Consider the following 20,909-nt stretch of genomic DNA (forward strand, 5'->3'; position numbering starts at 1 on the left):
AGATATTTAGTTCAAAGGGAACTGCCGGCAAGTATATTAGAGCAGTATCCCTTCTATTTTTTTAGAATATGATAGAAACCACGCAACTATTCTACTTCATCGCAGCTTCGGTAGCTCTTACGCTTCTGCCAGGCCCTGACATTCTCTTCGTTCTCACCCAGAGCATATCTCAGGGAAAGACCGCAGGTATGGCAATTGCTACTGGCCTTTGCACCGGCCTGCTGTTCCATACAACTGCGGCAGCACTTGGAGTTTCTGCGATATTGTACAGTTCTGCGGTGGCTTTCTCTCTCCTGAAATATGCAGGAGCAATCTATCTTCTCTACCTTGCCTACAAGGCAATTCGTGAAGAAGGCAATCTCACATCACTTGAATCTGTAAAAGAAAAGAACCTGCCACTACTTTACAGGAGAGGCATTTTCATGAATATCTTAAATCCCAAGGTTTCTCTTTTTTTCCTTGCTTTTCTGCCCCAGTTCATAAATGCAGATTCCGGCAGCATCCCTCTGCAAATGATATTTCTGGGTGCAGTGTTCTTTGCGCAGGCAATTGTAGTATTCTTCATAGTATCATTCTTTGCCGGGATGATAGGAACTAAGATTATGGAAAAACCAGTTTTGGGTAAGAAGATCAACTGGGTAAAGGCTGGTATTTATTCTGTGATTGGAATTGAGCTTGCTTTAGCACATCAATAATAGCTGTTTTTGTAATCTCTTCTTTTGATTGTGTGTTAGAGTTGATTTTTTTCTGATGTTGTTTTTTCTAGATATTGGCTACATATTATGTTATTTAATTTTTTGAGTACAAAAATTATATGTAATATTTCCTTAGTTTAGTAAGTTATAGTATTTTCAACATATGGAATGGGGATTTATGATAATGAAATTTAAGCAAATAGTGAGTATATTCATAATTGGTTTACTTTTTTTCATTTTGACAGTTGCCGCATCTGCAGACTCAAACGCAAGTGTCAATTCAACCAGCTATGCTGGTGCCAGGCAGGCAGAACTTCCTGATTTTAATCCACAGATATTTGATCTACTGGCAGAACAGGATGATAACTACATATTAGGAAAAGGGGAAGTTCTTTTAATCACAAGTGAATCCGACAAAAGAAACTGGCTTCGTGATTTAAACAATGTTAATACGGGCGTAAGAGAAGAAATAATGGCAGAATATATGAGACCAAATGGTTCCGTAATGTCATATGGCTATAATTATCAAGGTTATTTATCAGTTCAATTTCCGGAAGGTACTGAAGTTAATGAATCTCTGATTAATGAAATTTATTCAATTTTCGATCAGGAAGCTATGAAGAATAATATCAGTGGTGTTCCTGTCCTGTTTGAGTACAGCCCGGAAATAACAGTTGGTGAATCATTTAGCACAGTAGATTATGAGATTGATGATGAACCGGAAATTATCAATGAAAGTGTCAATAATACCGAACCATCTCATGATATTCCAGGTTTCACGTTTTTTATTTCAGTATTGGCCTTCCTGATTGCCTCAGGAAAACGCTAATTTCTTTTTTTATTGTTATTTTGTCTTTTAATCTTATAGCTTCATAAATAGTTATATAATAACAGTCAAATCATTTCTATATTGGAAGCTGGTCATGTTTGAACTAAGAATTGCCCTGAGACACATAAGTGCAAGAAAGCGACTTACATTCTTTGCAGTATTTGCAGTAGCTTTAGCCATAGCAGTTATTGTTGTTCTCATGTCAATGATGACCGGATTTACAGAAGAACTCATCAGTTCCACAGTTGAGAACTCGCCGCATATTGTGATCACTTCCTTAGATAGCCAGGAAGATTATGTCCACTTTTACAGTTATCACTCGCAGCAGATTGCTGCAATGGATGGTGTGGAAGCAGTCTCTCCTGTATTTGTGGGGCAGGCTGCCATTAGTCACAAGGACAATGCCGAAGGCATCAATCTCAATGGAATTGATCCGGTTGCAGAAGATAAAGTGATGCACGTATCAGATGATATTGTATCAGGCGACCTCTTTTCCCTGAGTAGAAGCAACAACGGAATTGTAATCGGTGACAAACTTGCAGAGGATCTGGAAGTTGTCATGGGTGATAAGGTTGATATTGTGATGCCCGGTTTTGGAAGCAGAACATTTAAGATAATGGGAATATTTGATACCGGAACTTCCAGTGATGAAAGCATTGCATACGTCCGGTTTGATTCAGCCCTCGATTTCTTCCAGGAGAATGGGGTTGCAAGTAAGATCAATGTAAGAGTTACTGATCCATTCCAGGCTGATGTTATCGCTGCATCTATTGAAGATCAGGATACAGGGCTCGATGCTGTAAGCTGGATTGAAGCCAACAGTGAGATACTGGGTCTTATCAACACACAGGTTGTAATTGTCTGGCTCTACTATGGACTTATCTATATGATAGCTGGTTTTGGAATTGCAAACACGCTTTTCACAGTTGTCATGGACAAGAAAAAAGAGGTTGGTATGCTCATGGCAATGGGTGCGTCAAAGCGTCATATAACAGTAATATTCCTGCTTGAATCCCTTATGCTCGGTACAATGGGTGTTCTTTTGGGTTGTGTGCTTGGTTATCTGGCTTCAATGGGCCTGTCATCATATCAGATAGATCTGCCGCAGGAAATGTACTTTGGCCTGACTACTCTTCCACTGAAAACCGATCCAATGAATTATGTCTATGCAATAGTTTTCTCTTTCTTCATTAACATTGTTGCAGGTGTCTATCCAGCAAGAAAGGCGGCTGCACTTGATCCGGTTGAAGCTATCGAAAGTGACTGATGCTTTTTTGAAAATACTATTATCTACTCTGGGAATATATTCCTTCTTTCTAATTTAAGCTCGAATGTCTGTTCGTAATCATACGAAAGGCTTATATTCTAATAGGTCGTTTGTATGATTGCGAACGGGTCTATTACTTAGTACCTCTCCAACCACTCCAATGTCACCATACCTGTGCATTCAACCCCCTTTGCCCGTTCGCACCCCTATGTTTTTTATTTATTAAACGTGTCAATTAGCTGGCATGAAAGTTGTTATCGAGACACCAAAATACAGTTTTTTCAAATACAACAAACAGGGTTCTGTTTTTGTCAAAGAATTCCTGTCTCCGATACCCACAATATTCAATTATGGTTTTATCCAGGGGAGCCTTGCTGATGACGGCATGGAAAAAGATGTTGTTGTCATAGGTCCACGTGTGCCACAGGGAACGATTCTAAATGTCGATAAATTCCATGGAGTTGTTAAATTCATGGATGATTCCCTTGAAGACAATAAAGAAATATTCTGCATGGGTGGTTTTTACTCAAAACCAGTTTTCTATTTTTATTTCCATCTTTATGCAACATTCAAGATTTTCTATTACCTTATTCTCAAAAGAAAACTTGCAAAATGCCGGTTTGAAGGGATTTCATGGTACTATTGAACTCGCGATAATTCTAACTATATTTGCACATGTCACACCATTTCAATGTGTAGATATTGCTTCTACCGGGTCAAGACTTGCAGCTTTCTGTGCAGGATAGATTCCCGCAAACAGGTTCAGGAAAAATACAAGCGAGATTATCGTAACCACATCTACCACCCTGACAACTACGGGAATTGTATCGATTCCATAAGCACCTTCCGGAAGCGGATAACTGCCAATTGAAAGTGCCAGTGCCACACCGGCAGCGGTTCCAAGAACAGCTCCACCAAAACCAAGCATTCCGCTTTCTATCAGAAAAATAGTTCTGATACTTGACTTGCTGGCACCCATGGCAAGCAATATGCCAATTTCTTTCACTTTACTCATGACAACCATGTTCAAGGTACTGACAACTCCAAAAGATGCAATAAGAAGTATGAATCCCAGTGTCACATTATTGGAAACAGTCTCAATGGCAATGGTTCTCAGGATTTCAGGGTTATTGTCAGTCCAGCCTGCGGCATTGTAACCATAGCCCTCAATTATCTGTGCAATCTCCCTGTCCCTGTTAAAATCAGCCAGTCTCAGGTTAATTCCATTTATCACATCATCAGTATCATAGAATTTCTGCGCAGTTTCCAGTGAAGTATATGTCAGGCTTTCGTCAAGAGCTGTTCCGGTATCATAGATGGCAATAACTTTTAGTGAGACCGGATTTGCGTTTGGGAATGAAACTTCTACATTGTCTCCTATGTCAAGCTCCATGTCCTCTGCAAATTTATCTCCAATAATTATACTCTTATCAGAATAAGTCAGTTCATCATAGTTCCCTTTGATGATGTCATCTTTTGTGTGCGATACAGCATCTTCCCTGGAAGCTATTATTCCTTTGATAGCTGCATTTTTGGTATTGTCCTTAAATTTGAAAGACGCCTCGCCTGTAAGATAGGGCGATGATGCAACTACGCCGTCAATATTATTGATCTTATCAACAATGTTCTTGTAAAGATGAACGTAATCTTCTCCGTCTTGCGGGGAAACCACAACATGTGGAAGGTTTTCGACGGTTTTACTATAGAGTTCCTGAGTAAATCCTGCCATGAATGACTGGGACACCATCAGGATCATCACTGCGATTCCTATGGCGGCAACTGATAGAATTGTCTGTCTTTTTCTTGCTCTTATATGGCGAAGTGCAATGAACAATTCATAACGCATCATTCACACCTTTCAGTGTTCTTTTTGTCTGCCAATTATTGCTGCAATAGCAGTGAACATTATAGCAAAAACAAATGTAAATCCCGGAGATTGCTGAGTGCTCTGGTCGGAGCTTGTATTTGTCTGGTTAACTACCGGTTCATAATCAGACTCGATAATCTTTTCTTCAACATCCAGAATGTTGCCATCATTACCGATGACTTCAATGAGGAGTTCATACTCTCCGGTTGTCAGGCGTTCATCCCAGATAGTTTCCACGGTTTCATCATCTCCGTTAAGGATCACCGGGGATTTTTCAACCACGGATATGAGTTCAGTTTTATCGTTTCCATTCATCTCTGAAACGCTGAACCTGACTGAGCCTTTAAACGGAACCTGTGAGATTCCATCTATTGTAGCACTTGCCCCAATGTCATCTTCATAAGTGTCACTGATGAACACATCATCCTGCGCGGTGAAATCCTCAGTCAATGCTAGATAGCTAACTGATGGTGAGTATAATTTTACTTTCACTCTTGCGCTGTAATCTTTATTATTCTCAAGTAAAACATTCCAGTCTTCGGTTATTTCCAGGGGTACGGTGCTGACTGAGACCTTCTTTTCGGAACCGGAATAAATCACATCTGAACCGTCCATAAGCATGTATTCAATGTCTACGAGAACTGCATCTATTGGAGTTATCATCACACTGAACCCCTGTGAGTTTGGTACAAGGTCATCAACTGTGATCCTTGGAATAGTCTGCCTTCCGTTTACAAAACTGTATGTATCCTCGTAGATTGTACAGCCATCTTTAGACAGGGTGCTTGTCACTGTATATTTCCCATCGCTTTTGTCATCAGTGTCCCATTTGAATGCTTTTGTCACATCAGAATCCGATGTAATGCTGTCTATAGTAAAACTCCTGCTGTCCAGCACATTTCCTGAATGTTCCAGAACCATATCAAGTTCCATTCCGCTAACAGTTTCTGAGCTTTGCAGTGTGATATCACAGGTTTCCAGGTCAGAGTAGACATCTGTGATAGTCACGTCATAATCACTGGATGAACAATCGAGTGCTGAACTAGGCATTACTAAAAATAGTACCATTAGCATGGCTGCAAGTGACAAAAAAGCAGATTTCATATCAGGGCTCCTGTATTTTATTAAGTTATTTTTGATACTATTTATAGCAATCTGTGAGTTCAATTAATATCTTCATACTGACAATTTGTCATTTGTAGCAGGGATATGACATTTTCAGTTTCAGAATCATATGGTGTTTCAATAGCAGTGATGCGCATGATTCCAGAAGTGCTAAGTGGATAGCTAATGATGCTTTTTGGAAACTTAAAAATGAAAAAGTGATTGAAAAACTGGGAAAATCACGCAGGTGAATGGTTGTGAGAGATAGTAAGTAGCAGATAAGATCTCTCACTCATATCTCAGTGCATCCAGTGGTTTCATTCTTGAGGCCTTCCATGCCGGATACATGCCTCCCACAAGACTTGTGGCAATTCCAAAGAAGAACCCCTCAGCCACATAGAACATGCTTGAAAGTGTGAACAGGTATGATGTGTTTTTCACCAGCAGTTCCATAACCAGATAGCTGCCACCAATTGTGAGTATCGAGCCCGCGGTACTGGCAATCACTCCGAGGAACAGTGCCTCAAGCAGGAACATTTTAAGAATGTCCTTTCTTGAAGCTCCTACGGCTTTCATGATACCTATCTCCTTTGTGCGTTCCATTGTTGACATGAGCATTACATTCAGTATGCTCACACCTGCAACTAGCAGTGATATTGAGCCGATTCCCATCAGGAACAGCGATATCGATCTAAAAACATCATCAAGACTTTCAGTTATCATATTCGTTGCAAAGACTGTTACAAGTTCATCCTTCCTGTTGATCCTTTCCTCTATCTCATCGGAAACAGCATCTATTTCTTCGAGGTCTTTGACTATGATTATCACTTCATCATAACCTTCATCCTCATCCGGGTAGAGTTTATCGTACATTTCCGAAGATGTAAAAACACCACTATCAGTGCTGATATCAAACCCCATTCCTCGTTCTTTCAGAATTCCCACAACTCTTAGCTTCGTATCATCGATCTCTATCTTCTGACCGAGGGTAAGTTCCATATTGTCGGCAACACTGTACCCCACAACACAATCTGTTGATCCGGGTTTGAAAAAACGTCCATCCTCAAGTTCCACCAGTTTTTCCAGGTCTTCTTTTTCAATATCATAGACTGAAACGTATGACTGGTACGTCGTCCCTCCCTCTTTATATTCGATAACTTCTCCACTGGCAGAAACAGGTATTATGCTTTCGATATTGCTGACTTTCCTCATCTGGTCTACCTGTTTGTCGGTGATGTAATCCTCTCCCGGAGCAGGTGAAACTATTAGTTTGTCTCCTATATCAGCAAAAGATTCAGTTACAGAAAGTTTCAGGCTGTTGCCGAGAATTCCCATTGAGGATATTGCGATAACCCCGATGATTATGCCGATGGCAGCAAGCACAGTACGGACAGACTGTCGTTTCAGGTTCCTTTTTGCCAGTTCTGCGTACATATTATTACTCAGCATTGCAGAGAGTTTCTTTGTGGGCTTCATTCGATAACCTCTCCGTCCTGTATTCTGATGGTGGTATGTGAATACTCCTCAAGCTTTGGATCATGTGTGACCACAATAACAGTTGTCCCGGCAGCATTCAGTTCCTTTAACAGTTCCATGATATTCTGCCCGGTTTTAGTGTCAAGATTTCCGGTAGGCTCATCAGCAAGCAGTATCGGGGGATTGTTTGCCAGTGCCCTTGCAATAGCGACTCTTTGCTGCTGCCCGCCTGACATCTCATTTGGTTTATGGTCAGCATATTCAAGCGGAAGGTCGGCTTTCTGAAGCATAGCAAGAGCTCTTTTTCTTCTTTTGGAAGGAGATTCCCCGTTGAATATCATGGGGATCTCTACATTTTCCAGTGCAGTAAGTGTCGGTATAAGGTTAAATTGCTGGAAAATGAAACCAATATTGTTCCTGCGTATTGCAGTGAGCCCATCATCATCAAGCTTTGAAAGATCTACATTATTGACCTTAACCTTTCCAGATGTGGGAAGGTCAAGGCAGCCTATCATGTTTAGAAGTGTGCTCTTTCCTGAACCTGATGAACCCATGATGGTTACAAAATCTCCTTTTTTAATCGCAAAGCTGACACCGTTCAGTGCATAGATCTTGTTTTCCCCAAGGGTGTAAATGCGTTTTACATTCCGTAATTGCACAATGGGATGTATCGAAGGTTTTGATTCCTTTAAGATTTTTCCGGAATCTGTAGTCGATGTTCTTTTTTTCTTCTTTACAGTATCCGTGGAAGATTTTGACTTCTGCATGTGAGCACCGGTTATTCTAGAGTTTCGTCCTCTTCTTCATCTGCATACATGTCATCCAAGTACTCATCCTCGTCCCCATCTTCATCATCCTGATTATCCTCGTCTTCCTCCTCATCCTGTCTTTTTTTCCAGGAATATCCAATGACCGCCACGATTGCAATTATGATTATGCCGGCACCTATCCAGAGGCCGGGTGAACTACCTTCGTCATCACTGCTGGAATATGGTACTCTTGAAGATGTATCAAGTGATATTTCCTGGGTGATAGCAGTGTAAGCATTGTCCGGGTCTCGGAACTCAATGATTATTGGGATAGAGGTCACGTTTCGGGATGTGACGCGTGCACTCAGCTCGAAACTGCTGAAATCATCTGCTTCCAGTGTTCCTATGAAGTAATTTGCGTAAGGCTGCAAAGGTTCAATATCTTCTGCATCGTCAATAGACACCATTACGTTCTTCGCATCAGTGATGCCGAAATTGTTCAGGTCTCCTGAAAGTGTGTATTTATTAGCAGTATTCTCGACCTCGATTCCGGTGAATACCAGCGGGGATTGTTTGATAATTCTTACTTCCTTGGATGCAGTCTCCGAGTTATGCAGGTTGTCCCCGTTAAAGTATGAAGCAGTAAATGAAACGTCAGTGTAACCTTCTTCACTTGACATCGTGTTGAATGTGAAGCTTGCTGTTGACTTGTTTCCTTCAGGGATTCCTCCTACAAAATAATCGGAGGGGCTGAATGTCATACCTTTTGCATGCGGGGTCACAATAACACTGGTTACATCATTTGGTCTTCTGTTAACTACATCCACGCTGATAGTTGAAACCTCGTTCATCAGTGTTGACGGGAAATTTGACATTATTACCTTTACATTCCTGTCATCCACTTTTACAGGGATACGGTAATTAAAGTCATTCATATCGCTGCCACCTACGATTGTCAGATCTGTGAAATGAATTCCATCTGTAGTATTATCCCTGGCCTTTACGGTGAAGGTGAGTTTCAGCGTATCTCCCGGACCTAATAGTCCCACATCAGTATAGCTTTTATCTAATATCAGGAGGTCACTATTCCCTTCAAGGCTGGCACTGGCAACATATGCATTCATATCCAGTGTTTCTTCATCTTCTGTAACAAATTTCTCACCGCTTGCCATATTAGCTAATGTAACGGTTATTGTTCCTGTGTCACCAGGCATGAAATATTCAGGTTCAATGCTGTAATCAACGGTAAATGTAGGTCTTATTTCAGTTATTGCAGCACCGGGGAAAGATAAAGCGGCCAGAATTATCATGGCCAGGGCAATTAATTTCATCATGGTTTTACCCCATTAAAAATATCCTGTATTCAAACAAAGTGTATAATATGGATAGAACCACAGGAATTGCAACCGCAATAGCCGCATTTTTGACACTTATGTTCCTTGAATAGCTCAGTCCGTACATCCATATGTATCCGCTCCATAATGTGAAAATTATCATTAACAGTGGTACAACTTTCATAACAGGGTCAGACAACATTGCATCAGTTGTGAGTGTAGGGTCATTGATGCCGTTTTCAAGCATTAAGAGTAGTTTATTCCCGTAGAATACTTCGATAACCGATCTGAAGATATTTGGCAGGAGCCCGTAGGATACGAATTCCATCACTCTTGAGAAATCTCCTTCAGCCTTGAATATTGAAGATATGATGTAGAACAATGCACTGTAAAAGAGCCACCACAAAAGTGTGCCGATGATTGTTGTGAAAATCGAAATGACAAACCATATTATCATCATGGAGGATGCAAAGTTTTCCATCCCGTCCACTATGGGTACGTTTTCAAATAGTTCAATTGCTCCAGCAGCCACAATTAATGAACTCAGTATCTTTACTACTATCACAAGTGCAATAATAGCAATCGGTGTTTTCCACTCAATATCTTCGTGTATCTTTCTCCCAAAAAAAGAATTGGGTTTTGTCAGTGCTTCCAGCATCATTCCACCCATAGCGTGCTTTTACTTTACCTGAGGATGAATACTGTCAGTACAGTATAAAGAACGGACAATCCGATAGGAATACCAACTGTGATCACAGCATTTTTCAGGCTGAGGTTGCGTGCGTATTTTACACCGAATATCCAGATGTTTGCACTCCAGAGAGTGAAGATGAGTCCCAGGATAGTTGCTATCTTCATAGAAGGGTCTGCAAACATCATGTCCTGTACAGCCTGTGGGTCTGTAATAGATGAGAAGTCTATGTTTGAGAATACCCTGTTAGCATAATAGGCGGCTATCAGTGAGCTTACAATATTTGGAATGAATCCGTAGGCCACAAATTCCATTGACCTTTTGAAGTCTCCTTCGCCGCTGAATACTATTGAGATGATGTAAAATATGGCTGTGTACAGCAACCATGAAAAAGCGACTCCTATAATAGAGCCAATTATCAGAAAAATTACTATAATAATTTGTCCGGCACCTTCAAGAAAATCCATACTCATAAATGATTGAAGGGTGCTCATAATTGTGGTATAGGTTGTGATGGCTCCTACTACTACCATCAATGACATAATTATAAGCGGATTTTTCCACTCAATTTCTTCATTTATCTTTTTTTTGAAAAACCCATTTGGGTCAGTTAATACTTGTAACATTCTTTCCACATCCAGTCTTATATCCTCGGAGTCATTTGTCAATATTCAAATCTGACGATATTTAGTCAACAATGCATTGAATTATGATTATTTATACTTTTTTACATCAACATTCATTTTTTTATTAATATTGTTCTATATAGCAATCAGATTGGATTGGGATTTTTCGCGTCTCTATATTTGCATGCAAAGAAGCTTTTTATAAGTTAAACCCCGAATTATTTAGAGTGCCGGATATATTCTTCATTGAATGACAATATGACTTATCATGTGCACCTTTATGGGAGACTAATATGGATGGGAAAGCTGCCTACAATGAGAATAGCAGGAGCAATACACCTGTTATTGAGCTTGTAAACCTTTGCAAAAGCTACCATGTAGGGGACATGGACGTACCTATTCTCAAAAGTATTGACCTGAGAGTCATGCCCGGGGAATTCGTTGCAATCATGGGTCCGTCCGGTTCCGGAAAAAGTACACTGATGAACATGATAGGTTGTCTTGACAGGCCAAACTGCGGTCAGGTTCTTTTGATGGGTAAGGACGTTGATACACTTTCGGATCCTGAACTTGCAAAGTTAAGGGGGCTGGAGATTGGATTTGTTTTTCAGAACTTCAATCTTGTTCCAAGGCTCACAACACTCCAGAATGTGGAACTTCCTACTTATGCTAATAAAAAACCAGGAGTGGACATCAGGCAAAAAGCCATGAATTTAGTTGAAATGGTTGGTCTGAAAGAGCGCATGAATTACAAACCCTCGGAAATGTCGGGTGGGCAACAACAGAGGATTGCAATTGCGCGTGCTTTGATTAATGATCCTTCTCTTATACTGGCTGATGAACCAACAGGAAACCTTGATTCAAAAACCGGTGACGAGATTATGAAGATATTTTCTGATCTGCATGAAAAAGGAAGAACAATAGTTATGATCACTCATGACCCGGATCTGACGGAATTTGCAGACAGGGTAGTACATCTTAAAGACGGAATTATTGATAATAACTGAAAATGAGGAAATGACCATGTTGGTGTTGGGGAATAATAAAAAAGAGATAACAGTTGCTGCATCGTTTATGTTGCGAATATCACTGATTATTGCATTATTTTTGTCTTTATCTTTCGTTGCATCTGCTGCAGACGGTGCCGACCTTGAAGTAAGCGTTCTCAGGTATGAACCGGTACCTGCAGAGATTGGCGAGTATGTTAGTGTCTGGGTCAAGGTGGAAAACCTGGGTTATGCAAAAGCCGACGATCTTTCCATAAAAATGGTTCCTGATTATCCATTTTCAGTTGACAGCAGTGAAAATGCCATTGTTAATGTTGGAATCCTGACTCCTGATAATGCTGCTGTTCATGAGTACAGGCTTTACACTGATTCTGCTGCAAAGCAGGGCACGGGAACATTTGAAGTGTGGTACCAGGAAGAATCCGACGGTACCTGGTTCAAGAAAGAATTTGAGTTAAGAGTTGGTTCTGATTCATTTGACAGCAAAGGAACAATACAACTTGTAGGTGAGCCGGTGAAAGAGCCGGAAGTATTCATGCCCGGGGATGAAGGTACAATTTCGTTCACACTCCAGAACAGTGCTACAGATTATACCATCACAATTGATGATGAGCAGTATGATACAAACGCCAGGATACAGTCCGCTTCCCTTGAGGGAGCCGAAGGGATTAAAGTTACAACCGGCACTTACTATGGAAATGGAGTGATAGGTGCGGGAGAATCTGTTGACCTGACTTACAATTTAGTGGTTGCAGATGACACTCCTGATGGTACTTATTACCTTGATTTTTCAATAGTTGGAAGTTCACATTCCTATAACAGCAACTGGAGAATTCCTGTCAAGGTAGATTCATCTTCTGTCAGGGTCATACCATCAAAACCCTTGTCACTTGAAAATGCTGAGGGAACATTGGAATTTGATGTTGCTAATATTCATCCCAACGAGCTTTCATCCGTGAGTGTAAAACTTGAAGCAGAAGGTGTTGAGTTTTCCCCCTCCGAATATTTCATTGGTTCAATGGATTCGGATGAACTGTTCACAATAGAAATTGAGGCAAAAGCAGTTTCTGAAGACATTACTTTCCCTCTTGACCTGGTGATTACAGCAGATTACAGGAATGGCCTTAACGAACATACAGAAGAGATCACCACTCGCCAGCTCCAGCATCATGTTGTGGAAAACGGTGGTGGTTCAGGAATCTATCTGGTAGTTCTTTTGCTGGTGGTTGTCGGAGCAGGTGCTTTTTATTACTACAGGAAAAAGCAGGTAAAAGAAGGGAAACAGGAGAAAGACTAGATAAGCAGTTTAGGATGAACATTTCATGTTAAGTCCGGCTCAGGCTATCGAAATCTCACTGGGAAGTATTGGCAGTGCAAAGCTCAGGTCTGCCCTTACAACCCTTGGAATCATCATTGGCGTAGCGGCAGTTATCGCTAACGTATCGCTGGGTGCGAGTTTTAACCAGTATTTCAATGATGAGATAGGGGCTGTGGGATCCAATTTCATAGTTGTTTACAGCCAGAACATAGACGTTTTCTTTGACAAGGAACTTGAAATTATCAGGAATACTCCCGGTGTGGATGGTGTTTCCCCAATCAACCAGCAGATGGCGAAAGTCACCTACATGTCAACTTCCCGGCAGATTGACATTCAGGGAGTGACAGAAGATTACGATGAGGTTGCAAACTTCGGGCTTGACTCCGGGACTTTTCTTACAGACAAGGACCGCTATGTTGCTGTAATCGGTGCTGATGTTGCCTATGAAAAATTCGACAAGAAAATCTCAATCAAAAATCCAATAGACATTACATTCAGACGGGAGGATGGCGGTGTTGTTACCCGGACTTTCATAGTAAAAGGTGTGATTACTGACCCTGAAACAACTTTTGCCCAGACCGGAGTTGAACCGGAAATTCGTGTTTTTATCCCTATTGACACAATGAACGAGATTCTCGGAAAAGAGGACTATGGCGGATTTTTCATAAAGGCAGAGAGTCTCGAAGTTGTCCGTGAGACTTCGGATGAGATCGATAAAAGACTTGCACGCAGTCTGGGAGTTCCAAGCAGGGACCTTGAAAATGATGATGCAAAGCCCTATCTTATGTTTGACCAGATAGAGATACTGGAAGAAACAAACCAGCTTTCAACGGCTTTATCCTCTTTACTGACATCTGTGGCTTTGATATCTCTTATTGTCGGTTCAATTGGGATTATGAATATCATGCTTGTAACAGTTGCTGAAAGGACACCTGAGATCGGTCTTCTCAAATCACTTGGTTATAATGAACGTGATATTCTTTTGCTTTTCATTATCGAATCAATGATAGTAGGTTTGATAGGTGGTATAATAGGAACAATAGCAGGAATTGGCGCAGCCTCTATAGCGAACGATCTTCTGGATGTGCCGGATGTTTTCCCGGTAAGTTTGATTTTTCTTGGATTTTTCGTATCATTGCTGGTAGGACTTGTAGCAGGAGTCTATCCTGCAAGAAAAGCAGCACGTATGAACCCTGTTGAAGCTTTGAGGAAGGAGTGAGCATGATAGACCTGAGATATGCTTTTGTCCTGGCATTTGGAAGCATACGCAGTGCAAAGCTGCGCTCAACCTTAACAGCTCTGGGTATCATAATAGGTGTTGCTGCTGTTGTTGCAAATGTATCCGTAGGTGCCAGTTTTAATCAGTATTTCACCGATGAGCTCGGTTCTCTCGGTTCAAATTTTATAATAATCTATAGTCAGGATGTCAACATATTTTATGATACCGAACTTGAACTCATCAGAAACACTCCGGGAATAGAGGGAGCTTCAGCATTCAATCAACAAACTGCGGCTGTAACGTATCTTTCGGCTACCCGGCAGATAGATGTTCAGGGCGTGTCGGAAGATGCCCAGTATATTTCCAATCTGGGAGTTGAAGAGGGCAGTTTCCTCACAGACAAGGACAAATATGTGGCTGTCATCGGAAAAGAGGTTGCAACGGAAAAATTTGATAAGAATATCTCCGTGAAAAATTATATAGATATTACTATCAAGCGGGATGATGGTACAAGTGTGATCCAAAAATTCCGTGTAAAAGGAATTCTTTCAAGTGAGGATAATACATTTGTTACAGGTGGTCCGGATCGTGATGTAACTATCTATATTCCTGTGGCTACAATAAATGAGATGCTCAATGTTACGGATTATAGTGGTTTTTCGGCGAAGACCGGCTCTGCAGAATCTGTTCAGGATGTTTCGGATGAAGTTGATAAAAGACTTGCAAGATCACTTGGGGTTCCGACAAGGGATCTTGATAATGATGATGCAAAACCATATCGCATTTTCAATCAGGCAGAGATAATTGAACGTCTGGATTCCCTGACAAACGCGTTTACCATACTTATTACAATGGTGGCTGTTGTTGCACTTATAGTAGGTTCTATTGGAATCATGAATATCATGCTTGTCACAGTTACCGAAAGGACAAGCGAGATCGGTCTTTTGAAATCACTGGGTTATACCAAACCGGATATTATTGCACTGTTCATAATGGAATCCATCATTGTAGGTGTAATAGGTGGTATAATGGGTACGGTTCTTGGTATGGTTGGATCCTATATTGTAGAAGTTTATCTTGGTGTAACTCCGGTATTTCCTTTCTACCTGATATTCCTGGGTTTCTTTATCTCGGTTCTTGTAGGACTTGTAGCTGGTGTTTATCCTGCAAACAAGGCTGCAAACCTGAATCCTGTAGAAGCTCTTCGTCATGAGTGAGCTGTATAATGAATAAGCACTGATTATTTTGCTGGTTATTTTTTCACCTTTTTTTTCTTACTTTCAGTTTACAATATGCCTTTTGCTAACCTATTTAGACCTATATATTTCTAAATGCGCAAATCTGACTATATGTAGAAAGGTTTAAGTATTTTCTTCGCATTGACAGATTTGTCGATAAATAGTCGAGTTGGACGTACAAAGGTGAATATAAATGACTGGTTGTAATGTGCAAAACCCTGAAATTGGAAATGTAATAGATATTCAGGGTCTGAAGAAGAGTTATTTCCTTGGAAACCAGGAAGTACCAATACTTCACGGGATAGACCTGTGTATTAAACAAGGGGAATTTGTGGCTATCATGGGTCCGTCAGGTTCCGGGAAAAGTACTCTGATGAATATGATCGGCTGTCTTGACAGGCCTACAAGCGGAAAAGTAATGCTTATGGGTAAGGACACAAATGCCATCACAGACAACGAGCTCGCAGAGCTCAGAGGTTTTGAAATCGGTTTTGTTTTCCAGAATTTCAATCTTATACCACGACTCAGTGCTTATGAGAATGTTTTGCTTCCAACTTATTCCAACACAAAAAAAGGAATGGACACGTCAGGACGGGCACGAGACCTGCTGAAGCTGGTAGGTCTCGATGACCGTATAAGTCACAAACCTGCGGAGTTGTCAGGTGGGCAAAGACAGAGAGTTGCAATTGCCAGGTCTCTGATAAACGATCCGTCACTGATTCTCGCAGATGAACCAACTGGAAATCTTGATTCCAAAACAAGTGTTGAGATTATGGATATTTTCTCTGATTTGCATCAGAAAGGGCGTACCATCGTTATGATTACACACGATCCGGAAATGGAGCAGTATGTTGACAGAGTTGTCCGTATAATGGACGGAAATATCGGCAATAATTGAGGGTGGTTTTATATGAATTTCATTAATCTTTCAGATATTGAAGGAATGATCAAAAGATCATTTTACATTTTACTCTGCATAGCTTTATTAAGTACTTCTTCCATTATGCCGGTCTCAGCAGATTCGGCACCTAACATGAAGGTTGATATAATCGACTACGAGCCTTTCCCGGCTCAGATAGGTGAGTATGTTGATGTCAGAGTAAAGATTGAGAATACGGGTTTTGGACGTGCAGATGCAGTTTCCATTAAGATGGAACCTGAATACCCATTCTCACTGGATTCCCAGAACAATGCTGTGGAATTCATAGGTATATTATCTCCTGATGATGCGGCGGTACACGAATACCGCTTGTATGTGGACGAGAGCGCAAAGGTAGGCACAGGCACAGTTGATGTCTATTACCAGGTCTATGAGGGTGGATCATGGTATAAGTCCTCCTTTGACTTAAACGTCGGTTCCAGCACTTTTGATAGTAAAGGAACCATTGAACTAACCGATATCTCCTGTGATCCTGTGGTATTTATGCCGGGAGATATCGGTACAGTCACTTTCACTCTTACTAATACAGCAACAGAGAATTCTGTAACCATTGATGGTGAGGACTACGATACAAATGCACGTGTCCAGTCTGCGGTTCTCCAGGGCAGTGATGGCGGCATTGGTGTTACAAGTGAAAGTTACACCGGCTCCGGTGTAATCGGTCCTGGTGACTCCATAACACTCAGCTACAATGTTGAAATTGCAGACGATGTGACAGATGGCACCTATTATCTGGACTTTTCAATGGTTGGAAATTCCCACTCATATAATAACAACTGGAGAATTCCTGTAAAGGTTGATTCAGCTTCTGTGAAAGTTATTCCTTCAAAGCCAATGGAGCTTACAAACGGAGAAGGAACTCTTGAGTTCGATGTTGCCAACATGCACCCAAATTCACTAAGCTCTGTAAGTGTAAAGTTAAGTGCTGATGGCATTGATTTTGCTCCGGAAGAATACTTTGTCGGAGCAATGGATTCTGATGAGCTTTTCACAATAGAAGTGGACGCAAAAACAGACCTCACAGGCGAAGTTGTTCCTGTAACCATCACTGTGGAATACAGAAACGGAATTAACGAACACATTACAGAGGTTGCTGTCCGCGAAGTGAAGCTTAATACTGAAGAGGAAGGCAGTGGTGCAAGTATTGCTGTTGGAGCAATCATGGTCCTTTTGATGCTGGGTGTACCTGCGGTAGTGTTCATGAAACGCAGAAAGCAGAACAATAACTAACTTCGGGTGAACAGGTGAGATTATGCTGAGTCTGAAACATTCATTCAGAATGGCTGTAGGAAGCATCAGCAGCTCTAAACTGAGGTCTGCACTGACAACACTTGGAATTGTCATAGGTGTGGCTGCGGTTATTGCAAATGTATCACTGGGTGCAAGTTTTAACCAGTACTTTACAGAAGAGATTGGTTCTGTAGGCAACAACTTCATAATAATAGAGGGCAAGGTTTCAAATCTCTTTCATGATTCTGAAATGGAGATCATAAAAAACACTCCTGGTATTGTTGGAGTTTCTCCACTGAGTCAGGAGGTTGCTGAAGTTACATATCTCTCAACTTCCCGACAGATAACTGTGCAGGGAGTTTCTGAGGATTATGAACAGGTTGGTAATATCCAGATGGAAAGTGGCACTTTCATAAATGACAAGGACAAGTATGTGGCCGTCATAGGTCATGATGTTGCATACGATAAGTTTGATCGTAAGATATCCAACAAAAATACCATTGAGCTTAGTTTCATAAGACCTGATGGTGAAGTTGTAACACAGAAATTCAAGGTAAAAGGTATTGTTGCCAGTCCTGAAACAACATTCATTCAAAGCGGCATAGAACCCGATGACAGGATTTTCATTCCTATAGAAACAATGAATGAGATAATGGATCAGGATTACTACTGGGGTTACTTTGCGGCTGCCACAAGTCTGGAATCTATTGACGATGTAACCGATGAGATTGACAAGAGACTTGCAAGGGATCTTGGTGTTCCATTCAGGGATCTTGACAACGAAGATGCTAAACCGTACTCACTTGCTAATCAGGGAGAAATATTAGAAGCAGTAAATCAGTTGTCTGCCGTACTTGGCTCTTTGCTGACTTCGGTTGCACTGATATCACTGATAGTAGGTTCTATTGGTATCATGAATATCATGCTTGTCACAGTAACCGAGAGAACCGGAGAGATAGGCATTATGAAATCCCTTGGGTTCAAGAATCATGAAGTTCTGTCTCTGTTCATGGTTGAATCTATGGTCGTGGGATTGTTTGGCGGCGTGCTGGGTATCGTACTTGGTGTGGTAGGTGCATATGCTGCGGATACTGCAATGGGACTGCCATATGTGTTCCCGGTAGATATGATTCTTATTGGAATGTTGGTCTCAGTTATAGTAGGCTTGCTTGCGGGTATTTATCCTGCCAATAAGGCCGCAAGGATGAATCCGGTAGATGCACTGCGTCATGAATAACGGGTAATGAAACGAAAATTTAAAGAAAAATCAAAGGAGATATTTAGATGTTCGATATGTTTGGAATGACGGTTTCATTCTTTTTGTTTATATTTTTCTTCGGATTTGGGATAATCGGGACTTTGTTCTGGTTGTGGATGCTCATTGACTGTGCTACAAAAGAGCCATCAGAAGGAAATGACAAACTTATCTGGATAATTATTATAGTTTTCACACATGTGCTTGGTGCTCTTGTGTACTTCGTTATCAGAAGACCAAAAAGAATTCAGGATTATGGGAAATAATTTCCTCTACAGGTAATTCTGAAAGATGGCAGTATTCAGGAATGGTTATATATTTACAAATTTCACAGGACGCACAATTAATTTAACTAAAATGAATGAGGATAAAAAATGTCAGAGGTAGATGTTGCTATTCGGGAATTTTTAATGGTTGCTTTCAGGAAGCAGACCTATCTGAATATTCTCTATCTCCTGTTTTCCTTTCCTCTGGGTACTGCCTACTTTATATTTTTGGTAACAGGCTTATCCTTTGGCTTTGGCCTGCTGCTTGTATGGGTAGGGATTCCTGTTATTTTGCTAATATTCCTGGCATGGTGGGAGATTGCATCATTTGAACGACAAATGGCTATCTGGTTATTGGGAACTGAGATTCCTTCAATGTATTCACAATCTCTTTATGGAGGTAGTATTCTTCAAAGATTTATAAAGAGGGTAAAGAGTCCGGTTACCTGGAAATCTCTTATATTCCTGCTGATAAAGTTCCCTCTGGGGATATTCTCACTGGTGCTTATGATAGTACTATTGAGCCTCACTCTTACAATGCTTTTTACTCCTGTGCTCTATTTACTTGGTGTGAGTGAGGTTAATTCGGTCTTTGAAGCATTTATTGTTTCACTTGCAGGCATGTTTGTGGGTTTTGTGTCTTTGCACGTGCTGAACTTGCTGGCTACAATATCAGGTAGTTTTGCAAGACTAATGCTGAGCAGTTCTGAAAAACAATTATAATGATCGAGGTTGCCGGTTATTCAATCACTCTTTGAATATAATCTATAAAAGGTTATAACTTCCAGCAAATATGTTACATTTTGTTCAGACGGTCATAGAAATCAAGAATAAGCTTTGTTTTTTCATTTTCAAGATTAAGCCTGAAAGTCCTTATTTGCTTACCAAGTGGTTTTTCAATTACAATGTCACTTTTGATAAGTGGAGTTATGACTCTTGCAACACTGGAATGTGACAAACCGGTTTCATCTGCAATGCCGGAAAGATAAGTTGATTCTTCCTTATGTGCGATGAGGTTTTTTAATACCGTCATCTGGGCAGTTTTTCCAAATATCTCTTCCAGCGCGTCCATTGGTATCTTAATTAAATATTCCGTTATGGCTTATAAGATTTTCTTTTATCGGACAGGTTGTTTACAAAAACAGAAACCCTCTCATATTTAGAAAGGTTTTAATAATATCATCCAGCTATATTTTATGAGCTCATTCAGGTAGAATAATCATGCAAGCAGAAAACATTAGTGGAAAGATTCTTTCACTCATGGAGGAGAATCCGGAAATAACTGTAACGGCGATTTCTGAAAAGTTATCAATATCGGAAGATAAAGTAGAGGAAATTCTTAAAAGTATGTCTGATACGAGGCAGAAGGTCCTTATTGTTGATGATGAGATGGATGCCCTGATTTCCCTGAAAGTTGCTCTGGAAGCTGAAGGCTATAATGTTGCTGAAGCAAAAGATGGTCATGAAGCTATTGATAAAGTACATTCCGAACTACCTGATGCGATACTCCTGGACCTTATGATACCCGGTATAGATGGTTTTGAGGTTTGCAGGCAGTTAAAATCCGATGATATGTATCGTCATATTCCTGTTATCATGCTTACAGCCCGTGGTGAGATTGACGACAAGGTAGAAGGCATTGAACTTGGTGCAGATGACTACGTAACCAAGCCATTTAACCTGAAAGAACTTAAGGCACGTGTAAAGATGGTCCTGCGAAGGCAGGATGTCTGAATATTTTTAATTTATCTATGTGGAACCGTAAAAGCAAATGGAATCTCATACTTTTTGCTGCAGT

At 40.7% G+C, this 20,909-nt stretch carries 22 protein-coding genes; 14 read left to right on the top strand and 8 right to left on the bottom strand.

Annotated features, from left to right (window positions below):
• The first annotated feature begins 68 nt into the window (after positions 1–68).
• From METTI_RS09830 to METTI_RS09845, 4 genes are all read left to right on the top strand, one after another.
• Positions 69–695 carry a LysE family translocator gene (locus METTI_RS09830; protein WP_023845667.1) on the top strand — a complete coding sequence of 209 codons (627 nt, stop codon included), beginning with the start codon at positions 69–71 and terminating at the stop codon, positions 693–695.
• 184 nt (positions 696–879) lie between these two features.
• The gene (locus tag METTI_RS09835; protein ID WP_156916271.1) at positions 880–1,524 is read left to right on the top strand and encodes a hypothetical protein; all 645 of its coding nucleotides are present in this window, start codon (positions 880–882) and stop codon (positions 1,522–1,524) included.
• Positions 1,525–1,618: 94 nt separating this feature from the next.
• Positions 1,619–2,791, top strand: a complete 1,173-nt coding sequence (locus METTI_RS09840) for an ABC transporter permease (protein ID WP_023845669.1) — start codon at positions 1,619–1,621, stop codon at positions 2,789–2,791.
• Positions 2,792–3,035: 244 nt separating this feature from the next.
• Complete coding sequence (locus METTI_RS09845; protein WP_023845671.1) at positions 3,036–3,437, top strand: inorganic diphosphatase; 402 nt, start codon at positions 3,036–3,038, stop codon at positions 3,435–3,437.
• Between the two features lie 42 nt (positions 3,438–3,479).
• Here the strand turns inward: METTI_RS09845 and METTI_RS09850 are convergent, their stop codons facing one another.
• The 7 genes from METTI_RS09850 to METTI_RS09880 all read right to left on the bottom strand — a co-directional run bounded on the left by METTI_RS09850 (position 3,480) and on the right by METTI_RS09880 (position 10,638).
• The gene (locus METTI_RS09850; protein ID WP_023845672.1) at positions 3,480–4,640 is read right to left on the bottom strand and encodes an ABC transporter permease; all 1,161 of its coding nucleotides are present in this window, start codon (positions 4,638–4,640) and stop codon (positions 3,480–3,482) included.
• 9 nt (positions 4,641–4,649) lie between these two features.
• The gene (locus METTI_RS09855) at positions 4,650–5,762 is read right to left on the bottom strand and encodes a hypothetical protein (protein ID WP_023845673.1); all 1,113 of its coding nucleotides are present in this window, start codon (positions 5,760–5,762) and stop codon (positions 4,650–4,652) included.
• A gap of 288 nt (positions 5,763–6,050) precedes the next feature.
• Positions 6,051–7,238, bottom strand: coding sequence for an ABC transporter permease (locus METTI_RS09860; RefSeq protein ID WP_023845674.1), 1,188 nt, complete (start codon positions 7,236–7,238; stop codon positions 6,051–6,053).
• A complete protein-coding gene (locus METTI_RS09865) occupies positions 7,235–8,005 on the bottom strand; it encodes an ABC transporter ATP-binding protein (RefSeq protein ID WP_023845675.1) in 771 nt (256 codons plus the stop codon). The genes METTI_RS09860 and METTI_RS09865 overlap by 4 nt, the downstream gene beginning before the upstream one ends.
• 11 nt (positions 8,006–8,016) lie before the next feature.
• Positions 8,017–9,321 (bottom strand): COG1361 family protein, encoded by a 1,305-nt coding sequence (locus METTI_RS09870; RefSeq protein WP_023845676.1) that lies wholly within the window; start codon positions 9,319–9,321, stop codon positions 8,017–8,019.
• A 4-nt stretch (positions 9,322–9,325) separates the two neighbouring features.
• Complete coding sequence (locus METTI_RS09875) at positions 9,326–9,991, bottom strand: YIP1 family protein (RefSeq protein ID WP_052324332.1); 666 nt, start codon at positions 9,989–9,991, stop codon at positions 9,326–9,328.
• 14 nt (positions 9,992–10,005) lie between these two features.
• Positions 10,006–10,638: a YIP1 family protein gene (locus METTI_RS09880; protein ID WP_023845678.1), complete on the bottom strand. Its 633-nt coding sequence runs from the start codon at positions 10,636–10,638 to the stop codon at positions 10,006–10,008.
• 293 nt (positions 10,639–10,931) lie between these two features.
• Between METTI_RS09880 and METTI_RS09885 the strand changes: the two genes are divergently transcribed.
• The 9 genes from METTI_RS09885 (at position 10,932) to METTI_RS09925 (ending at position 19,834) form a co-directional block, all read left to right on the top strand.
• Positions 10,932–11,645 carry an ABC transporter ATP-binding protein gene (locus tag METTI_RS09885; RefSeq protein WP_023845679.1) on the top strand — a complete coding sequence of 238 codons (714 nt, stop codon included), beginning with the start codon at positions 10,932–10,934 and terminating at the stop codon, positions 11,643–11,645.
• 67 nt (positions 11,646–11,712) lie between these two features.
• Positions 11,713–12,942 (top strand): COG1361 S-layer family protein, encoded by a 1,230-nt coding sequence (locus METTI_RS09890; RefSeq protein WP_048136066.1) that lies wholly within the window; start codon positions 11,713–11,715, stop codon positions 12,940–12,942.
• Between the two features lie 25 nt (positions 12,943–12,967).
• Entirely contained in the window at positions 12,968–14,182 is a 1,215-nt protein-coding gene (locus METTI_RS09895) for an ABC transporter permease (RefSeq protein WP_023845681.1), read from the top strand.
• A 2-nt stretch (positions 14,183–14,184) separates the two neighbouring features.
• Positions 14,185–15,399 carry an ABC transporter permease gene (locus METTI_RS09900; protein ID WP_023845682.1) on the top strand — a complete coding sequence of 405 codons (1,215 nt, stop codon included), beginning with the start codon at positions 14,185–14,187 and terminating at the stop codon, positions 15,397–15,399.
• A gap of 214 nt (positions 15,400–15,613) precedes the next feature.
• The gene (locus METTI_RS09905) at positions 15,614–16,318 is read left to right on the top strand and encodes an ABC transporter ATP-binding protein (RefSeq protein WP_023845683.1); all 705 of its coding nucleotides are present in this window, start codon (positions 15,614–15,616) and stop codon (positions 16,316–16,318) included.
• 12 nt (positions 16,319–16,330) lie between these two features.
• Complete coding sequence (locus tag METTI_RS09910) at positions 16,331–17,590, top strand: COG1361 S-layer family protein (protein ID WP_023845684.1); 1,260 nt, start codon at positions 16,331–16,333, stop codon at positions 17,588–17,590.
• Between the two features lie 22 nt (positions 17,591–17,612).
• On the top strand, positions 17,613–18,827 hold the full coding sequence (locus tag METTI_RS09915) for an ABC transporter permease (protein WP_023845685.1): 1,215 nt from the start codon (positions 17,613–17,615) through the stop codon (positions 18,825–18,827).
• A 47-nt stretch (positions 18,828–18,874) separates the two neighbouring features.
• On the top strand, positions 18,875–19,111 hold the full coding sequence (locus tag METTI_RS09920; RefSeq protein WP_023845686.1) for a PLDc N-terminal domain-containing protein: 237 nt from the start codon (positions 18,875–18,877) through the stop codon (positions 19,109–19,111).
• A 108-nt stretch (positions 19,112–19,219) separates the two neighbouring features.
• Positions 19,220–19,834, top strand: coding sequence for a sensor domain-containing protein (locus tag METTI_RS09925; RefSeq protein WP_023845687.1), 615 nt, complete (start codon positions 19,220–19,222; stop codon positions 19,832–19,834).
• A gap of 73 nt (positions 19,835–19,907) precedes the next feature.
• Here METTI_RS09925 and METTI_RS09930 read toward each other — a convergent pair whose 3' ends face one another.
• A complete protein-coding gene (locus tag METTI_RS09930) occupies positions 19,908–20,183 on the bottom strand; it encodes a MarR family transcriptional regulator (RefSeq protein ID WP_023845688.1) in 276 nt (91 codons plus the stop codon).
• 149 nt (positions 20,184–20,332) lie between these two features.
• On the opposite strand from METTI_RS09930, the gene METTI_RS09935 reads away from it, so the two are divergent.
• Positions 20,333–20,845 carry a response regulator gene (locus tag METTI_RS09935; RefSeq protein ID WP_023845689.1) on the top strand — a complete coding sequence of 171 codons (513 nt, stop codon included), beginning with the start codon at positions 20,333–20,335 and terminating at the stop codon, positions 20,843–20,845.
• Positions 20,846–20,909: the final 64 nt, after the last annotated feature.

It is taken from the genome of Methanolobus tindarius DSM 2278 (assembly GCF_000504205.1).
GTDB lineage: Archaea > Halobacteriota > Methanosarcinia > Methanosarcinales > Methanosarcinaceae > Methanolobus > Methanolobus tindarius.

Coding starts and splice junctions, on each gene's coding strand:
- METTI_RS09830 (WP_023845667.1), top strand. CDS start 69: ATGATAGAAACCACGCAACTATTCTACTTCATCGCAGCTTCGGTAGCT.
- METTI_RS09835 (WP_156916271.1), top strand. CDS start 880: ATGAAATTTAAGCAAATAGTGAGTATATTCATAATTGGTTTACTTTTT.
- METTI_RS09840 (WP_023845669.1), top strand. CDS start 1,619: ATGTTTGAACTAAGAATTGCCCTGAGACACATAAGTGCAAGAAAGCGA.
- METTI_RS09845 (WP_023845671.1), top strand. CDS start 3,036: ATGAAAGTTGTTATCGAGACACCAAAATACAGTTTTTTCAAATACAAC.
- METTI_RS09850 (WP_023845672.1), bottom strand. CDS start 4,640: ATGATGCGTTATGAATTGTTCATTGCACTTCGCCATATAAGAGCAAGA.
- METTI_RS09855 (WP_023845673.1), bottom strand. CDS start 5,762: ATGAAATCTGCTTTTTTGTCACTTGCAGCCATGCTAATGGTACTATTT.
- METTI_RS09860 (WP_023845674.1), bottom strand. CDS start 7,238: ATGAAGCCCACAAAGAAACTCTCTGCAATGCTGAGTAATAATATGTAC.
- METTI_RS09865 (WP_023845675.1), bottom strand. CDS start 8,005: ATGCAGAAGTCAAAATCTTCCACGGATACTGTAAAGAAGAAAAAAAGA.
- METTI_RS09870 (WP_023845676.1), bottom strand. CDS start 9,321: ATGATGAAATTAATTGCCCTGGCCATGATAATTCTGGCCGCTTTATCT.
- METTI_RS09875 (WP_052324332.1), bottom strand. CDS start 9,991: ATGGGTGGAATGATGCTGGAAGCACTGACAAAACCCAATTCTTTTTTT.
- METTI_RS09880 (WP_023845678.1), bottom strand. CDS start 10,638: ATGTTACAAGTATTAACTGACCCAAATGGGTTTTTCAAAAAAAAGATA.
- METTI_RS09885 (WP_023845679.1), top strand. CDS start 10,932: ATGGATGGGAAAGCTGCCTACAATGAGAATAGCAGGAGCAATACACCT.
- METTI_RS09890 (WP_048136066.1), top strand. CDS start 11,713: ATGTTGCGAATATCACTGATTATTGCATTATTTTTGTCTTTATCTTTC.
- METTI_RS09895 (WP_023845681.1), top strand. CDS start 12,968: ATGTTAAGTCCGGCTCAGGCTATCGAAATCTCACTGGGAAGTATTGGC.
- METTI_RS09900 (WP_023845682.1), top strand. CDS start 14,185: ATGATAGACCTGAGATATGCTTTTGTCCTGGCATTTGGAAGCATACGC.
- METTI_RS09905 (WP_023845683.1), top strand. CDS start 15,614: ATGACTGGTTGTAATGTGCAAAACCCTGAAATTGGAAATGTAATAGAT.
- METTI_RS09910 (WP_023845684.1), top strand. CDS start 16,331: ATGAATTTCATTAATCTTTCAGATATTGAAGGAATGATCAAAAGATCA.
- METTI_RS09915 (WP_023845685.1), top strand. CDS start 17,613: ATGCTGAGTCTGAAACATTCATTCAGAATGGCTGTAGGAAGCATCAGC.
- METTI_RS09920 (WP_023845686.1), top strand. CDS start 18,875: ATGTTCGATATGTTTGGAATGACGGTTTCATTCTTTTTGTTTATATTT.
- METTI_RS09925 (WP_023845687.1), top strand. CDS start 19,220: ATGTCAGAGGTAGATGTTGCTATTCGGGAATTTTTAATGGTTGCTTTC.
- METTI_RS09930 (WP_023845688.1), bottom strand. CDS start 20,183: ATGGACGCGCTGGAAGAGATATTTGGAAAAACTGCCCAGATGACGGTA.
- METTI_RS09935 (WP_023845689.1), top strand. CDS start 20,333: ATGCAAGCAGAAAACATTAGTGGAAAGATTCTTTCACTCATGGAGGAG.